General features: G+C 62.6%; 17 protein-coding genes. 15 read left to right on the top strand and 2 right to left on the bottom strand.

Features of this window, described 5'->3' with window-relative positions:
* Window positions 1-6 precede the first annotated feature (6 nt).
* The gene (locus tag FAY22_RS10555) at window positions 7-789 is read left to right on the top strand and encodes an N-acetylmuramoyl-L-alanine amidase (RefSeq protein ID WP_146330159.1); all 783 of its coding nucleotides are present in this window, start codon (window positions 7-9) and stop codon (window positions 787-789) included.
* A 33-nt stretch (window positions 790-822) separates the two neighbouring features.
* On the opposite strand, the gene FAY22_RS10550 is transcribed toward FAY22_RS10555, so the two are convergent.
* Window positions 823-1125: a hypothetical protein gene (locus FAY22_RS10550; RefSeq protein WP_146330158.1), complete on the bottom strand. Its 303-nt coding sequence runs from the start codon at window positions 1123-1125 to the stop codon at window positions 823-825.
* A gap of 273 nt (window positions 1126-1398) precedes the next feature.
* Here FAY22_RS10550 and FAY22_RS21985 point away from each other — a divergent pair, with 273 nt between their 5' ends.
* From FAY22_RS21985 to FAY22_RS10495, 12 genes are all read left to right on the top strand, one after another.
* On the top strand, window positions 1399-1551 hold the full coding sequence (locus FAY22_RS21985; protein ID WP_168204820.1) for a hypothetical protein: 153 nt from the start codon (window positions 1399-1401) through the stop codon (window positions 1549-1551).
* 157 nt (window positions 1552-1708) lie between these two features.
* Window positions 1709-3040 carry a D-serine ammonia-lyase gene (locus FAY22_RS10545; RefSeq protein ID WP_146330157.1) on the top strand — a complete coding sequence of 444 codons (1332 nt, stop codon included), beginning with the start codon at window positions 1709-1711 and terminating at the stop codon, window positions 3038-3040.
* Window positions 3037-3540, top strand: a complete 504-nt coding sequence (locus FAY22_RS10540; protein ID WP_146330156.1) for a GNAT family N-acetyltransferase — start codon at window positions 3037-3039, stop codon at window positions 3538-3540. Before FAY22_RS10545 ends, FAY22_RS10540 begins: the two co-directional genes overlap by 4 nt.
* Before the next feature lie 213 nt (window positions 3541-3753).
* Window positions 3754-4797, top strand: coding sequence for a phosphate ABC transporter substrate-binding protein PstS (pstS, locus tag FAY22_RS10535; RefSeq protein WP_146330155.1), 1044 nt, complete (start codon window positions 3754-3756; stop codon window positions 4795-4797).
* A gap of 198 nt (window positions 4798-4995) precedes the next feature.
* A complete protein-coding gene (gene pstC / locus FAY22_RS10530; RefSeq protein ID WP_371417395.1) occupies window positions 4996-5943 on the top strand; it encodes a phosphate ABC transporter permease subunit PstC in 948 nt (315 codons plus the stop codon).
* Window positions 5940-6785 (top strand): phosphate ABC transporter permease PstA, encoded by an 846-nt coding sequence (pstA, locus tag FAY22_RS10525; RefSeq protein ID WP_146330153.1) that lies wholly within the window; start codon window positions 5940-5942, stop codon window positions 6783-6785. Before pstC ends, pstA begins: the two co-directional genes overlap by 4 nt.
* 1 nt (window position 6786) lies before the next feature.
* Window positions 6787-7566, top strand: coding sequence for a phosphate ABC transporter ATP-binding protein PstB (gene pstB, locus FAY22_RS10520; protein WP_146330152.1), 780 nt, complete (start codon window positions 6787-6789; stop codon window positions 7564-7566).
* A 25-nt stretch (window positions 7567-7591) separates the two neighbouring features.
* Entirely contained in the window at window positions 7592-8299 is a 708-nt protein-coding gene (phoU, locus tag FAY22_RS10515) for a phosphate signaling complex protein PhoU (RefSeq protein WP_146330151.1), read from the top strand.
* 2 nt (window positions 8300-8301) lie between these two features.
* Window positions 8302-8991: a phosphate regulon transcriptional regulator PhoB gene (gene phoB, locus FAY22_RS10510; RefSeq protein ID WP_146330150.1), complete on the top strand. Its 690-nt coding sequence runs from the start codon at window positions 8302-8304 to the stop codon at window positions 8989-8991.
* Window positions 8992-9009: 18 nt separating this feature from the next.
* On the top strand, window positions 9010-10317 hold the full coding sequence (phoR, locus tag FAY22_RS10505) for a phosphate regulon sensor histidine kinase PhoR (RefSeq protein WP_146330149.1): 1308 nt from the start codon (window positions 9010-9012) through the stop codon (window positions 10315-10317).
* A 141-nt stretch (window positions 10318-10458) separates the two neighbouring features.
* The gene (locus FAY22_RS10500; RefSeq protein ID WP_146330148.1) at window positions 10459-11016 is read left to right on the top strand and encodes a hypothetical protein; all 558 of its coding nucleotides are present in this window, start codon (window positions 10459-10461) and stop codon (window positions 11014-11016) included.
* A 135-nt stretch (window positions 11017-11151) separates the two neighbouring features.
* On the top strand, window positions 11152-12054 hold the full coding sequence (locus FAY22_RS10495; protein WP_146330147.1) for a patatin-like phospholipase family protein: 903 nt from the start codon (window positions 11152-11154) through the stop codon (window positions 12052-12054).
* A 10-nt stretch (window positions 12055-12064) separates the two neighbouring features.
* Here the strand turns inward: FAY22_RS10495 and FAY22_RS10490 are convergent, their stop codons facing one another.
* Entirely contained in the window at window positions 12065-12529 is a 465-nt protein-coding gene (locus tag FAY22_RS10490; protein ID WP_246860750.1) for a C40 family peptidase, read from the bottom strand.
* Window positions 12530-12718: 189 nt separating this feature from the next.
* Here FAY22_RS10490 and FAY22_RS10485 point away from each other — a divergent pair, with 189 nt between their 5' ends.
* Both FAY22_RS10485 and FAY22_RS10480 read left to right on the top strand, forming a co-directional pair.
* Window positions 12719-13876, top strand: coding sequence for a response regulator (locus FAY22_RS10485; protein WP_146330146.1), 1158 nt, complete (start codon window positions 12719-12721; stop codon window positions 13874-13876).
* Window positions 13877-13949: 73 nt separating this feature from the next.
* Window positions 13950-14357, top strand: coding sequence for a heme-binding protein (locus tag FAY22_RS10480; RefSeq protein ID WP_146330145.1), 408 nt, complete (start codon window positions 13950-13952; stop codon window positions 14355-14357).
* Window positions 14358-14495: the final 138 nt, after the last annotated feature.

Raw genomic sequence — 14495 nt, 5'->3', positions numbered from 1 at the left:
GGCCAGATGAAGTTCCTGGCCTCGATCCTGGGCCTGGCGCTGCTGGCCGGCTGCGCCGGCGGCCCGCCGATCGATCACAGCTATTCCGCGGTGTCCCAGGATAGCCGCGTGCGCTATGTGATCCTGCATTACACGGAGGGCGATTTCCCGCGTGCGCTGCAGGTCCTGACCAGGGGCGCCGTGAGCAGCCACTACCTGATCTCGGACCGTCCTGCCGAGATCTACCAGCTGGTGGATGAAAACCGGCGCGCTTATCACGCCGGCGTGAGTGCATGGAAAACCGACGCCCAGTTGAATTTCAGCTCGATCGGCATCGAACTGGTCAATCCCGGCTATCGCGATACGCCCGAGGGGCGGGTGTATTTCGCCTATCCTCCGGAGCAGATCGCATTGCTGATCGACTTGCTCAGGCAGATCGTCGCGCGCCACCAGATCGCGCCGGACCGGATTTTGGGCCACAACGAAATCGCGCCCCAGCGCAAGTCCGATCCCGGGCCGATGTTTCCGTGGCAGCGCCTGGCGCAAGCCGGCCTGATCCTCTGGCCGGACGCCGCGGAGGTTGCTCTGCGGCGGCAGGCATTCGAGCGGCAGTTGCCAGACGCCGCCTGGTTCCAGCGCAAGCTGGCGCTGCATGGCTATGTGCTGCCATGCAGCGGGCTATGGGACGAGGCGACGCGCCAGGTGCTGGTGGCGTTCCAGATGAAATACCGGCCGGAACGCTTCGATGGACTGGCTGACGCAGAAACGGCGGCGCTGCTCGATGTGCTGACCTCGCACGCGGCGCCGTGAGCGCATGCGCCGGGACGCCCGGCTTATGGTGCGTTATGCCGCGTGCTTGTGCGGCGCGTACTGAGCGGCGATACGCGAGATCGCCTGCTGGCCTTGTGCGATCGCCTGGGAAGCCGCGTCGCGCATGCGCGCGGATTCCATTTTCGTCAACGCGTGTTTGCGCAACGCCTGTTCCGCCATTTCATGCGCGTCACGCTGCAGCAGGCGCAGCGCGCTGCGATGTTTTTCCGCTTCGCCGAGGATCTGTTCATATTGCACGGACGGCGCCAGTTGCTTGGCGACGTAGGCGAATGAGCGGACGATCAGGTCGGTATCCGATGTGACTTGAATTTTCATAAATATTCCCTGAGCAATATGGTGATTCAAGGCGTATAACGCGCCACCTTGCCATTGCGACGACGCAATCACAAAAACTTACGAATTTTTTTGTGGCATTGCAGGAAGAACAACAGAATGTGCATGGGAAAAAATCATCGCGGAAGATCAGGGCGTTTGCCATTGCCGAGGCCTGTCGCTGGCAAGCGGCTGCGTCGCCGCATGAAACCTTATTGAAGGCGCGAAAACTAACGGGGTGAATGGTTCCGAAGCTTCTTTTTTGAAGGAAATCCCATGGCAGCGAATACGAAAAACAAGTATCCGGCCGACAAGGCAGGCACCAAGTACAGCGAGTTCAAAAATACGAAGCGCACCCCGCCGGGCAAGGTACATCGGGAAACAAAGCAATCCGGCGCCACCGACCGTACGGCGGGCAAGACCGCCTAAGCGAGCCAGGGTAAGTCGGAAATGCTTGCCAATCTGTAAAGGTCGGGCGAGATTTCCGCCTGTTGATGCGACCGCCGCACGGATGCCGGCAGACGCCATCGTAAACAGTTGCCATCCCGCGTTATGATCGCCGGTATCGCAACTTGATGGATGCCCGATGTCGACTGTCGAAGAAATCTCCAGCGCGGCCATGGACTCGCTTCGCGCGCGCCGGCCTTTCCTGTGGCTGAACCCGGCGCGGCGGCCCGCGCAGGAAGCCTTGCGCGGCGCGCAACCAGGCGCGGACGCGATCGAGGCGGCATGCGCGCGCTGGCAGCGCTTTGCACCCTTGCTGGTGAAGTTGTTCCCGGAAACCGCCGCAAGCGGCGGCATCATCGAATCGGACCTGATCCCGGTGCCAAGCCTGCGGCGCGCGCTTGCCGGGAACGCCGCTGCAGGCGCGTGGTTCATCAAGGCGGACCATGCGCTGCCGATCGCCGGTTCGGTCAAGGCGCGCGGCGGGATTCACGAAGTGCTGGAGTTTGCCGAAAAACTGGCGCTCGAACACGGCTTGATCGACCGCACTTCCGACGCTTCCGACTACGGTGCGCTGGCCGATCCGACGGCGCGGCAACTGTTCGCGCGTTACACGGTCGCGGTCGGCTCGACCGGCAACCTCGGCATGAGCATCGGCGTGATCGCCGCCGCGCTCGGGTTCCGCGCCCAGGTGCACATGTCGGCCGAGGCGAAGGAATGGAAAAAGCAGCGCTTGCGCCGGCACGGCGTGGAAGTGATCGAACATGCCGGCGATTACGGCGCGGCGGTCGAAGCCGGACGGCGCGCGGCGCAAGCCGATGCGCGCGCCTATTTCGTCGACGACGAGCGTTCCCTGTCGCTGTTCCTGGGCTATGCGGTTGCGGCATCGCGCCTGCGCGACCAGTTGCGGCAGGCCGCAGTCGCGGTCGGCCCGCAGGCGCCCCTGTTCGTCTACCTGCCGTGCGGCGTGGGCGGCGCGCCGTCCGGCATCGCTTTCGGGCTCAAGCAGGTGTTCGGCGACCATGTGCATTGCTTCTTCGCCGAGCCGACTGCGTCGCCCTGCGTGCTGGCGCAGATGAGCCAGCCCGGCCGCCCCGGCATCACGGTCTACGATCTCGGGCTGGATAACCGCACGGCGGCCGACGGCCTCGCCGTGGGCCGGGCATCGGAGCTCGCGGTGCGGGTCATGACGCCGCTGCTGTCCGGAATATTCACGCTCGATGACGACATGCTCTTCCGCAACCTGTTCCTGCTGCACGAGAGCGAAGGCATCCGCATCGAGCCCTCTGCGGCGGCGGCCATCGCCGGTCCGGCGATGCTGCTGGACACGCCCGCCGGGCAGCAATATCTGAAGGAAAACAAGCTGGAACAGGCCATGTCCAGTGCGACGCACCTGCTGTGGACGACCGGCGGCCTGTTCGTCCCGGATGACGAATATGAGGGGTTCCTGGCACGGGGGCGGGCGCTGGCATGACGATACGTATCAGGCGCTATCGGGCCGGCGACAGAAAGGCCGTCATCGCGGCGTTCCGCTCGAACGTCCCCGACCATTTCCCTGCCTCCGAGGAAAGCTGGCTGCGCTCGTGCCTGGACGAGCCGGACGGTCCGCTGTTCGTCGTGGTGGACAACGGAGAAGTGGTCGGCTTCGGCGGGTATGAACTGTCCGAGTTCTATCATCTCGGCACGCTCGTGTTCGGCCTGGTGCGCGCCGACCGCCACGGCACAGGAATAGGGCGCATGCTGCTGAATTACCGGCTCATTCACATGGCCGGCCGCAAGTTGCGTCCGCGTTACGTCACGGTCGATACCCATGCGCACACGGCGGGCTTTTTCCGGCGCTGCGGATTTGTCGAGATCGCCAGATGGCCGGGCGGCTACCGTTCCGGCCGGGAACGCGTCGACCTGCGTTTCGAACTGACCGACGCCGCCGTTGCAGCGCTGCGCCAGGGTACGCACGCCCGCAACGGCCGCTGACCAGGCTTCTTTCTTCCTATCGTTTCATCCACCGTTCCATCTGCCGCAAAGCCGCATGTCCGCTTGCCAAGCGGACTTTATGACAAATTGATGACGCCGATTCATGGCTCCGGCACTTTATGACATGCCTTTTTGTCAGTGTCATAAACCTGTCACATTCGTCGGATAGAGTTCGCCCTGTCCCTTTTTGACAACTTCCATGAAGGAGTAGATATGCGACTGAACAAATTTCTCTCGGTAACGCTGGCAGCGGCCGGCGCCGTAGCAGTGTTTTCTTCCGCCTTCGCGGCAGACATCACCGGTGCCGGGGCAACCTTTCCGTACCCGATTTACGCGAAGTGGGCGGAAGAATACAAGAAAGCCAGCGGCAACGGCCTGAACTACCAGTCCATCGGCTCCGGCGGCGGCATCAAGCAGATCAAGGCGAAGACCGTCGACTTCGGCGCCTCCGACATGCCGCTCAAGGAAGAAGAACTCAACGAGAGCGGCCTGATGCAATTTCCGGCGATCATGGGCGGCGTGGTGCCGGTCGTGAACCTGGAAGGCGTCGCTCCCGGCCAGCTGAAGCTGACCGGCCAGGTGCTGGCCGATATCTACCTGGGCAAGGTCGCCAAGTGGAACGCCTCTGAAATCGCCTCCCTCAATCCCGGCGTGAAGCTGCCGGCGGAAGACATCACCGTCGTGCATCGCGCCGACGGCTCCGGCACCTCCTTCCTGTTCACCGACTTCCTGTCCAAGGTCAATCCGGAATTCAAGACCAAGGTCGGCGCCGGCACCGCGGTCAAGTGGCCGGTCGGCGTGGGCGGCAAGGGCAACGAGGGCGTGGCCGCCAACGTTCAGCGCATCAAGAACTCGATCGGCTATGTCGAGTATGCGTACGCGAAGAAGAACAAGATGGCGTACACCCAGCTGAAGAACCGCGACGGCCAGTTCGTGCAGCCCGACGATGACACCTTCAAGGCCGCCGCCGCCGGCGCCGAATGGGCCAAGACTCCGGGCTTCGCGGTGGTGCTGACCGACCAGGCCGGCAAGCACAGCTGGCCGATCACCGGTGCGTCCTTCATCCTGATGCACAAGGCGCAGGCCGATGCCGCCAAGGGCAAGGAAGTGCTCAAGTTCTTCGACTGGGCCTACAAGAACGGCGACAAGATGGCTGCCGATCTGGACTATGTATCCATGCCGGCGGCAGTCGTCAAGCTGGTGCAGGATGCCTGGAAGGCGCAGCTGAAGGACGCTTCCGGCAAGGCGGTCTGGTAAGCCGACGCAAGTGGCATTATCGATTCTCCAGGCGCGGGCCGGCCGACCGTCTTGTGACGGCGGCGCGGCCCGGCCGCATTGCCCGGACGGGCACTCCGACTTATGAATGCACCTCTTTCCACGATCACGGGCCGGATGACGAAACCCGAACATGCTGGCGCAGATGGCGCGCAGGCCGCCCGCGACGCCGAGCGCGCGATGAACGCCGTCATGCGCAGGCAGCGCCTGCAGGATTTCGTGTTCCACAAGATCACGCTCGCTTTCGCGCTGAGCGTGCTGGCCGTTTTGATGGGCATCATCGTCTCGCTGATGATCGGCGCCTGGCCGGCATTCAAGGAATTCGGCCCGGCGTTCATCACGACCGTCGAATGGGACCCGGTCAACGAACAGTACGGCGGCCTGATCGCGATCTACGGCACGCTGGCCACCTCGGTGATTGCGCTGGTGATCGCCTTTCCCGTCAGTTTCGGCATCGCGCTGTTCCTCACCGAGATTTGCCCGGCCCGCCTGCGCCGTCCGCTCGGCACGGCCGTCGAGCTGCTGGCCGGCGTGCCCAGCATTATCTATGGCATGTGGGGCCTGTTCGTGTTCGCGCCGCTGTTCGGCGACTATATTCAGCCGGTGCTGAACAAGACCCTGGGGCAGCTGCCGCTGGTCGGCATGCTGTTCAAGGGCCCGATGATGGGCATCGGCATCATGACCGCCGGCCTGATCCTGGCCGTCATGATCATTCCCTTCATCTCCTCGGTCATGCGCGACGTGTTCGAAATCGTGCCCGCCGTGCTAAAGGAATCGGCCTACGGCCTGGGCTGCACCCGATGGGAAGTGGTGCGCAAGGTGGTCCTGCCGTACACCAAGACCGGCGTGGTCGGCGGCGTGATGCTGGGGTTGGGGCGCGCGCTGGGCGAGACCATGGCGGTCACCTTCGTGATCGGCAACGCGCAGCAATTGTCCTGGTCGCTGTTCGCTCCGGGCAACAGCATCGCCTCCACCCTGGCCAACGAATTCGCCGAGGCGGCATCGACGTTCCACGTGTCGTCGCTGTTCGCGCTCGGCCTGATCCTGTTCGTCATCACTTTCCTGGTGCTGTCCGCCGCCAAACTGATGTTGCTGGGCTTGTCGCGCCGCGAGGGAACGAAATCATGAATCCTGTGTACCGCAAGCGCCTGTGGGCGCACCGCATCGGCATGTCGCTGTCGGTGCTGGCCATGGCCGTCGGCCTGTTTTTCCTGATGTGGATACTGCTGACGCTGGTGCTCAAGGGCTTCGGCGCGCTGAGCCTGTCCATGTTCACCGCGACCACGCCGGCGCCGGGCAGCGAAGGCGGCGGACTGATGAACGCCATCGTCGGCAGCCTGATGCTGGTCGGCGCGGCCACCGTGGTCAGCACGCCGATCGGCATCCTGGCCGGCGTCTATCTTGCCGAATACGGCGAGGAGAGCTGGCTGGCGCAGGTCACGCGCTTCGTCACCGACATCATGCTGTCGGCGCCGTCGATCGTGATCGGCCTGTTCGTCTACGCCATCTACGTCGCCAACGTGAAGCACTTCTCCGGTTGGGCCGGCACCTTCGCCATTTCGCTGATCGCCATCCCGGTGGTGGTGCGCACCACCGACAACATGCTGAAACTGGTGCCCGCCAGCCTGCGCGAAGCGGCGTTTTCGCTCGGTGCGCCGCGCTGGAAGGTGGCGCTGCTGGTGCGCCTGCGCGCCGTGAAGGCGGGCGTGGTGACTGGCGTGCTGCTGGCGATTGCCCGCATTTCCGGCGAAACCGCGCCGCTGCTGTTTACGTCGCTGAACAACCAGTTCTTTTCGGCCGACATGAACAAGCCGCTGGCCAACCTGCCGGTCGTGATCTACCAGTTCGCCATGAGCCCCTACGACAACTGGCGCTCGCTCGCCTGGGGCGGCGCGCTCCTGATCACCTTCAGCGTGCTGGGCCTGAATATCCTGTCGCGCACTTTGTTCAGCCAAAAGGTTCCGCATTAATATGACTACGCAAACTCACGCCGCAGACAAGGCGACGCTTGAAATCTCGAACCTGAACTTTTTCTACGGTTCGTTCCAGGGGCTGAAAAACATCAACCTGAACATCCACGAGAAAAAGGTCACCGCCTTCATCGGTCCGTCCGGGTGCGGCAAGTCGACCCTCTTGCGCACGCTCAACCGCATGTATGATCTGTATCCCGGACAGCGCGCCGAAGGCAGCATCCTGTACCAGGGCCGCAATATCCTCGACGCCGATCAGGATGTGAACATGTTGCGCGCCAAGATAGGCATGGTGTTCCAGAAGCCGACACCGTTCCCGATGTCGGTGTACGACAACATCGCGTTCGGCGTGCGCCTGTACGAAAAGCTGTCGAAGGGCGAGATGGACGAGCGCGTCGAGTCGGCGCTGAAGAAGGCGGCGCTGTGGAACGAGGTAAAGGACAAGCTCAACAAGAGCGGGCTTTCCCTGTCCGGCGGCCAGCAGCAGCGGCTGTGCATCGCGCGCGGCATCGCGGTGCGGCCGGACGTGCTGCTGCTGGACGAGCCGACCTCGGCGCTCGACCCGATCTCGACGGCGAAGATCGAGGAACTGATCGCCGAGCTGAAGGAAGACTACACGATCGCGATCGTGACGCACAATATGCAGCAGGCGGCGCGCTGCTCGGACTACACCGCATACATGTACCTGGGCGAACTGGTGGAGTTCGGCGACACCGACCAGATCTTCATGAACCCGGTGAAGAAGGACACCCAGGATTACATTACCGGCCGTTTCGGCTGATCGACTGAATGCACGGAGAAAGACAATGCCCGGAGACCACTCTTCAAAGCAGTACGACATGGACCTTGAAACGATTCGCTCCAAGGTGTTGCAGATGGGCGGATTGGTGGAAAGCCACTTCAACGATGCGATGGCCAGCTTCAGGTCCGGCAACATCGCGCAGGCGGAACAGCTGATCAAGTCCGACGAAGACGTCAACCGGCTGGAAGTGACGCTGGACGACGCCTGCAGCCACCTGATCGTCAAGCGCCAGCCGGCCGCCAACGACTTGCGCACGGTAATGGCCACGCTCAAGGTCATCACCGACCTGGAGCGCATCGGCGACGAGGCAACCAAGATCGCGCGCATCGGCAAGAACCTGCACGAGCGCGGTACGGTGGCCGTGCTGAACCATTACGAATCGGTGCGCGTGATGGCGGCCAACACGGCTGGCCTGCTGCACGATGCGCTGGATGCCTTCGCGCGGCTGGACGAGAAGCAGGCCGCCCGGATCATCGCGCAGGATGCCGCGATCGATCACGAGTTCGGCGCCGTCCTGCGCACCATGATCACCTTCATGATGGAAGACCCTCGCACGATTTCCGCCGCGCTCGACACGCTGTGGGTGGCGAAGGCGATCGAGCGCATCGGCGACCATGCAAAGAACATCGCCGAATACGTGATCTACGTGGTCGAGGGCAAGGACATCCGTCACACCGATTATGTCTACACCAAGCTCAACAGTTCCGTCTGAAAATGGCAGCCGATAAAACCACCATTCTGATTGTCGAGGATGAGCCGTCGATCGCCGCGCTGGTGACCTTCACGCTGAAGGAAGCGGGATGGAATACCTTTGTCGCCGGCAGCGCGGGCGAGGCGTGGGAATTCATCCAGCGCCGCATGCCGCAGCTCGTGCTGCTGGACTGGATGCTGCCGGACCAGTCCGGCCTGCGCCTGCTGTCGCGCATCCGCGCCGACCGGCAGCTGCAGGATATTCCGGTGATCATGCTGACCGCGAAAAGCATGGAGGAGGACAAGATCGCCGGCCTCGACAACGGCGCCGACGACTACATCACCAAGCCGTTCTCGCCGCGCGAACTGGCCGCGCGCATCAAGGCGCTGTTGCGGCGCAAGAGCCCGGAGCATGCGCAGAGTCTGATGAGCGCCGGCGAGGTGACCCTGGACCCGGCCAGCTGCACGGTCATGCTCCACGGTCAGAAGATCGACATCGGTCACGCCGAATACAAGCTCCTGAAGTTCTTCCTCGCGCACCCGGAGCGGGTGTTTTCGCGCGGCCAGCTGCTCGACAAGGTGTGGGGTGACCACGTCGCGATCGAGGAGCGCACGGTCGACGTGCACGTGCTGCGGCTGCGCAAGGCGCTCAAGGAAGCCGAGTCCCTGATCAGGACGGTGCGTAGTGTAGGATACATGCTCTCCGAAAAGTAGTTCAACCGCCCTCTAACGATGAATCCTCAGTTGCTATTCTGGGTGCCGGCCGGCCTGCGCCTGGCGCTGCTGCTGGTCTGCGCCGGCGCGGTCGGGCATTTTTTCGGCATCGTCGCCGGGCTTGCAGCCGCGCTGGCGGGCATGGGAGTGGCGCTGGTCGCGCAGCTGCATTACCTGTACCGGCTGGCCGACTGGCTCGATCACCCGGCCAGCGCCCGGCTGCCGGATGGCTGGGGCGCCTGGACCGATATCTTTTCGCGCCTGTACAAGCTGCGCCGCGACGATGAAAAGAACCAGGCCGAGCTGGCCGAGTGGCTGGCGCGCTTCCGGCAGGCGATGAGCCTGCTGCCGGATGGCGTGGTCATCATGGACGATGTGCTGTTCCTGGAATGGTGCAATCCGGCGGCGGAAAAGCATCTCGGCCTGCACCTGGAACGCGACAAGGGCATGCGCGTCACCAACCTGATCCGCAGCCCGGAATTCATGGATTACGTCATCCTCGGCCGCTACGAGCAGCCGCTTACCCTGTCGCTGCGCGAGCGCAAGCTGTTCGTACAGATCATCCCGTTCGAAAACCGACGCCAGATCCTGGTCACGCACGACGTCACCGAGACGGAACGCATCGAGATGATGCGACGCGACTTTATCGCCAACGCCTCGCACGAGCTGCGCACGCCGCTGACCGTGATCAACGGCTTCCTGGAAATCGCGCAGAGCCAGCCCGACCTGGATGTGCAGACCCGGATGGGACATCTGAACCTGATGATCGAGCAGGGCCAACGCATGCAGAACCTTGTGGAGGACATGCTGACGTTGACCCGGCTGGAATCGGTCGACTATCCGTTGCGCCCCGAGCGGGTCAACATTCGTGCACTGCTGGAGCAGATCCTGCGCGAGGCGACGGCGCTGTCGAACGGCAGGCACAGGATATCGCTCGATATCGAGGGGCCGGACATCAGGGGCAGCACGGATGAGTTGCGCAGCGCCTTCGGCAACCTCGCGTCCAACGCCGTGCGCTACACGCCGGAACAGGGCAGCATCCATCTTGCATGGACCACGACGCCGGCCGGGCCGAGGTTCACTGTGAGCGACACCGGAATCGGCATTCGTCCGGAACATATTTCCCGCCTGACCGAGCGTTTCTATCGGGTCGACAAGAGTCGGTCGCGGGAAACGCAGGGCACCGGGCTGGGACTGGCGATCGTCAAGCACGTCCTGCTGCGCCACGATGCTTCCCTGTCGATCGAGTCCGAGCCTGGCAAAGGCAGCACATTCACCGTGGCTTTTCCGAACAAGTCCATTTGCAACGCGGAGGAAGCCGCTTGATTCCCGGCGAGGGAAGGGGGCATTGAATTTCTTTGGGCTAAGCAGAGTTCATGCTACATTGAAAGTATGCAAGTTGCCCGACGAGTTGCCCCTATGCGGCTCCTTCCCCTGACTCAGCCCAACGGACCATTGCAGCCTGTGTTGGCAAGGACCATTGTGGCGTGCTTGCTGGCCGCAACGACTGCTTGCTCCAGCCTGCTGCCCGACGCGCGCCAGGAAACCCGGACGCCCTGGCACAGCTATGCCGAGGCGCAAGCGATGTTCAATAGCATCGTTCCCGGCCAGACGACCCTGACGGAATTGAAAGCGCTCGGCATCGATCCCGACAAAACCACGAACGTCGCATTGCTGAGCCACACCGATCTGTTGCGCCGGCTGGTGCCGTCCACTTCCTTCGACATCGGCTTGCTTGATCCCGGCTTGCAGAAATGCGTATCGGCGCAGGCGCGGTGTTTTGCCTATGAAATCGAGCAGCTTTCCCTGCAGCGCAACCGATATGGCAACTTCTGGCTGGATTTCCTGAATTTCCGCCGGCAGGTCGATGTCTCTGGCTGGCAGTTCGATGCCGTCGTGGTTATCAAGAATGAAACCGTCGTCTACAAGACCTGGAGCGGCAAGCCCAAGGTGCATCAACTGGAAAACGAACGCAATCCGCTCGGGCCGCTGCAGGGGCTGGGCCCGTCGCTGATACAGCGATGACGCCGCGAAGGCGATCTTGATTCCTGGACATCCGCTACAATTTCCATCTTTTCTAGCCGCCGGGCCGTTTGTGCTTCGGCCGGCCGCCTGTTTTTTAACTGCTGTTCAGGTGCTCCCTGGCGCCGCCGACATTTCATGTATCGCCTACGTTCATCCATCATCTCCCTGCTGTCCACCCTGTTTTTGCTTGCTGCCTGCACCACCGCGCCGCCCGTGCCGCAAGTCGCCAGCCAACCGAAGCCGGCGCGCCCGGTCAAGATCGGCCTCGCCCTGGGCGGCGGCGCCGCGCGCGGCTTCGCGCATATCGGCGTGATCAAGGCGCTGGAGGCGCAAGGCATCGTGCCCGACATCGTGGTCGGCACCAGCGCCGGCAGCGTGGTCGGCGCGCTTTACGCTGCCGGCAACAACGGTTTCGCCTTGCACAAGCTCGCTCTGGAAATGGATGAGGCGACGATTTCGGACTGGTCGCTGCCATTCTTTTCCAAGGCAACCGGCGTGCTCAAGGGCGAGGCCTTGCAAAACTATGTGAACAGGGCGGTCAATCAAGTGCCGCTGGAAAAACTGAAGATTCCGTTCGGCGCGGTGGCCACCGACCTCAACAGCGGCGCGCCGATCCTGTTCAGGCGCGGCAATACCGGCGCCGCGGTGCGCGCTTCGTCGGCCGTGCCCAGCGTGTTCCAGCCGGTGCGCATCGGCGATCACTCCTATGTCGACGGCGGCCTCGTTTCGCCGGTGCCGGTGCGCTTTGCACGGGAAATGGGCGCGGATTTCGTGATCGCGGTGAATATCTCGGCGCAGCCCGATGCGCAACCGGCGTCCAGTTCGCTGGAAGTGCTGTTGCAGACGTTTGCCATCATGGGCCAGAGTATCAATCACTATGAATTGAAAGAGGCGGATGTGGTGATCCAGCCGCGCCTCGGGACCATGAAGGGCAACGATTTCCCTGGCAGGAATACGGCCATTCTCGCCGGCGAGCAGGCGGCGACGGCGGCGATGGCGGAATTGAAGCAGAAACTGGCGGCCAAGCGGACGCAGTAGGGCGCTGTTATTACTGTTGTTCAGGCTCGTTGATCCGGCGCGCGCCGTTGAAGCGTTGCTTCCAGTAGCTCAGGTCCATGCTTTCGATCCGGACCTGGCCGCCGCTGGAGGGCGCGTGGATGAACTTGTTGTCGCCCAAATAAATGCCGACATGCGAAAAGCCACGGCGCAAGGTATTGTAGAAAACTAGGTCCCCTGGCCGCAAATCATTCGTATCCACATGCTGGCCGACGTGGCTGATCTGTTCCGATGTGCGCGGCAAATCCTTGCCCCACACCTGCTTGAACACATAGCGCACCAGGCCGCTGCAATCCAGGCCGCTTTCAGGCGCGTCGCCGCCGTACTTGTAGCGGATACCGATCATGCCCATGGCCTGAATCGCCAGCTCGGATGCCCGGCTGGTCAGGTTATGTAATTTAGTCAATGCCGTGGCGGGGACCGGCTCCGTGCTTTGTGGTTCGGCGCCGAAAGCCATCCCGGAGAGGCAGGCGACCGCGGCCACCGCGCAGAGGCGGAGTCGGAAGCGCTGAGGGAGGGATGGTGATGTCATGTTGATAATGTTTCTTCGGCGTGACAGTTGCAATGTAAGGGAATCGGGTAGTGCTGTCAAAAAATAGTGTGCGAAGGTATCCTTGTAGTAGTGCATCTTTTTTGATCAACCAGCATGGCCACGCTCGCCCCCGACATTTCCGTCAAGCCCAGGGTATTGATTGCCGACGACTCACGCATCGTGCGCGCGTCGCTGATCAAACACATCGAAGGCATGTTCGAATTCCGCGAGGCACTCAACGGGGAAGAGGCTTGGGAAACACTGTTGATCGATCCGAATATCCGCGTCGTCATCACCGACCTGACAATGCCGAAGCTGGACGGCTATGGCCTGCTGCAGCGCATTCGCGGTTCGAAGATCGGCCGCATCCGGGATATTCCCGTGGTCGTGGTGTCGGGCAGCGACGAAAACGCGGAGCGCGAGCGCGCCAAGGCGGCCGGTGCAACCGACCTGATCACCAAGGGGATCGGCACCGCGCAGCTGTTGTCCCGACTGGACATCCTGTCCAAGCTGGTGGCAACGCAACGCGAATTCGAACACAGCCTGGAGGCGCTGGTGCGCCACGCGCAGGTGGAGACGGTTGATCTGCCTTCGGCCGACGTGCTGCGCACGCAGGCGGCGGTGCTGCTGGCAAACGCCGTCAAGAACCGGAAAAACTTCGTCGTCCTGAATGTTTGCGTCGGCCTGAGATGCCTCAGTCCGGAGCAGTCGGTGCTGCCGGCTGGCGTGGTCGACGCGATCGGCCAGCTTTTGCAGCGTAACGTGCGCCAGACCGACCTCGTTGCCCGGACCGGCGAAGCGGAGTTCACACTGGCGACCGGCAGCATCAATTTCGATGCAGCACGCTACTTTGCGCGGCGGGTATGCAAGGCCATTGCCAGCGCCGACCTGGTGCACGACGATCGACTGTCATTGATTGCCAGTTGCGGCGTGGTGTCGTTAAGTGACGACGCCGAGGATACGCAGCACCGGACGTTCGATACGCTGGCCGGGATGGCTCACCGGCGCGCCGTGCTGGGACTGAATTGCGCGCTAACCGGCATCGTGGGACGCACCGAAGAAGAGGTCCTGCTGCGTTCCAGGGCAGCCGTGTCCGCGGCGGTTCAGCCGCTCGTGCCAAGCGCTTCAATCGACGCCGGCGTTCCCGAGGTGCCGGTGCTGGTTCAGTGGATCCGGGAGGGACGGCAAGCGGAGGTGCTGCCGCATCTCGACAAGCTGCCGGCCGATTTGCGAGCCTTGGTCGAACTGGCATTGCAACAGGACGGCCGGTAAACCGGTAATTTTCCGGCGTCTCGCACGGTTGGCCTGTCGTACAATCCTCCCTTCAATTTTCGCGGGAGAGATGATGTTATCCAAGCAAGTTCTGACGTTGGACGAAGTCAAGAAAATCGCGGCGGCCGCCGAGGCGGAAGCAAGGGCCCACAACTGGGCGGTGACGATTTCCGTGGTCGATGATGGCGGCCAGTTGCTGTGGTTGCAGCGCATGGACGGCGTGGCGCCGATTTCGGTCGACATGGCGCAGGCCAAGGCGAAAACCGCGGCGCTCGGCCGGCGCGAAACCAAGATTTACGAAGACATGATCAATAACGGCCGCTTTTCCTTCATGAGCGCGCCGGTCCTGGAAGGCATGATCGAAGGTGGCGTCCCTATCATGGCGGATGGCCAGTGCCTCGGCGCGGTCGGCGTATCCGGCGTCAGGTCCGCCGAAGATGTGCAGATCGCCAGGGCGGGAATCGCCTCGCTCGGTCTCTGAAGGGCCTCCGTCGGCATGGCCGGCGGACGAGTCTTACATCAGGCTTACGGCATTGCAGGGAAGTGCGTATTCGGCTATAATTTTGGGGTTTAACCAAATCAGTCCGCCGTAGCGCATACCCCTTCCATCACGTCCCAA

The organism is Noviherbaspirillum sp. UKPF54, from assembly GCF_007874125.1.
GTDB lineage: Bacteria > Pseudomonadota > Gammaproteobacteria > Burkholderiales > Burkholderiaceae_D > Noviherbaspirillum.
This window is presented reverse-complemented; position numbering and strand designations above follow the sequence as displayed.

What these genes read in the sequence shown, in the direction of transcription:
- FAY22_RS10550 (WP_146330158.1), bottom strand. Translation starts at nt 1,125, where the DNA reads ATGAAAATTCAAGTCACATCGGATACCGACCTGATCGTCCGCTCATTC.
- FAY22_RS10495 (WP_146330147.1), top strand. Translation starts at nt 11,152, where the DNA reads ATGTATCGCCTACGTTCATCCATCATCTCCCTGCTGTCCACCCTGTTT.
- phoB (WP_146330150.1), top strand. Translation starts at nt 8,302, where the DNA reads ATGGCAGCCGATAAAACCACCATTCTGATTGTCGAGGATGAGCCGTCG.
- FAY22_RS10485 (WP_146330146.1), top strand. Translation starts at nt 12,719, where the DNA reads ATGGCCACGCTCGCCCCCGACATTTCCGTCAAGCCCAGGGTATTGATT.
- FAY22_RS10540 (WP_146330156.1), top strand. Translation starts at nt 3,037, where the DNA reads ATGACGATACGTATCAGGCGCTATCGGGCCGGCGACAGAAAGGCCGTC.
- pstB (WP_146330152.1), top strand. Translation starts at nt 6,787, where the DNA reads ATGACTACGCAAACTCACGCCGCAGACAAGGCGACGCTTGAAATCTCG.
- pstA (WP_146330153.1), top strand. Translation starts at nt 5,940, where the DNA reads ATGAATCCTGTGTACCGCAAGCGCCTGTGGGCGCACCGCATCGGCATG.
- FAY22_RS10545 (WP_146330157.1), top strand. Translation starts at nt 1,709, where the DNA reads ATGTCGACTGTCGAAGAAATCTCCAGCGCGGCCATGGACTCGCTTCGC.
- phoU (WP_146330151.1), top strand. Translation starts at nt 7,592, where the DNA reads ATGCCCGGAGACCACTCTTCAAAGCAGTACGACATGGACCTTGAAACG.
- pstC (WP_371417395.1), top strand. Translation starts at nt 4,996, where the DNA reads ATGAACGCCGTCATGCGCAGGCAGCGCCTGCAGGATTTCGTGTTCCAC.
- FAY22_RS21985 (WP_168204820.1), top strand. Translation starts at nt 1,399, where the DNA reads ATGGCAGCGAATACGAAAAACAAGTATCCGGCCGACAAGGCAGGCACC.
- FAY22_RS10555 (WP_146330159.1), top strand. Translation starts at nt 7, where the DNA reads ATGAAGTTCCTGGCCTCGATCCTGGGCCTGGCGCTGCTGGCCGGCTGC.
- pstS (WP_146330155.1), top strand. Translation starts at nt 3,754, where the DNA reads ATGCGACTGAACAAATTTCTCTCGGTAACGCTGGCAGCGGCCGGCGCC.
- FAY22_RS10480 (WP_146330145.1), top strand. Translation starts at nt 13,950, where the DNA reads ATGTTATCCAAGCAAGTTCTGACGTTGGACGAAGTCAAGAAAATCGCG.
- FAY22_RS10490 (WP_246860750.1), bottom strand. Translation starts at nt 12,529, where the DNA reads ATGGCTTTCGGCGCCGAACCACAAAGCACGGAGCCGGTCCCCGCCACG.
- phoR (WP_146330149.1), top strand. Translation starts at nt 9,010, where the DNA reads ATGAATCCTCAGTTGCTATTCTGGGTGCCGGCCGGCCTGCGCCTGGCG.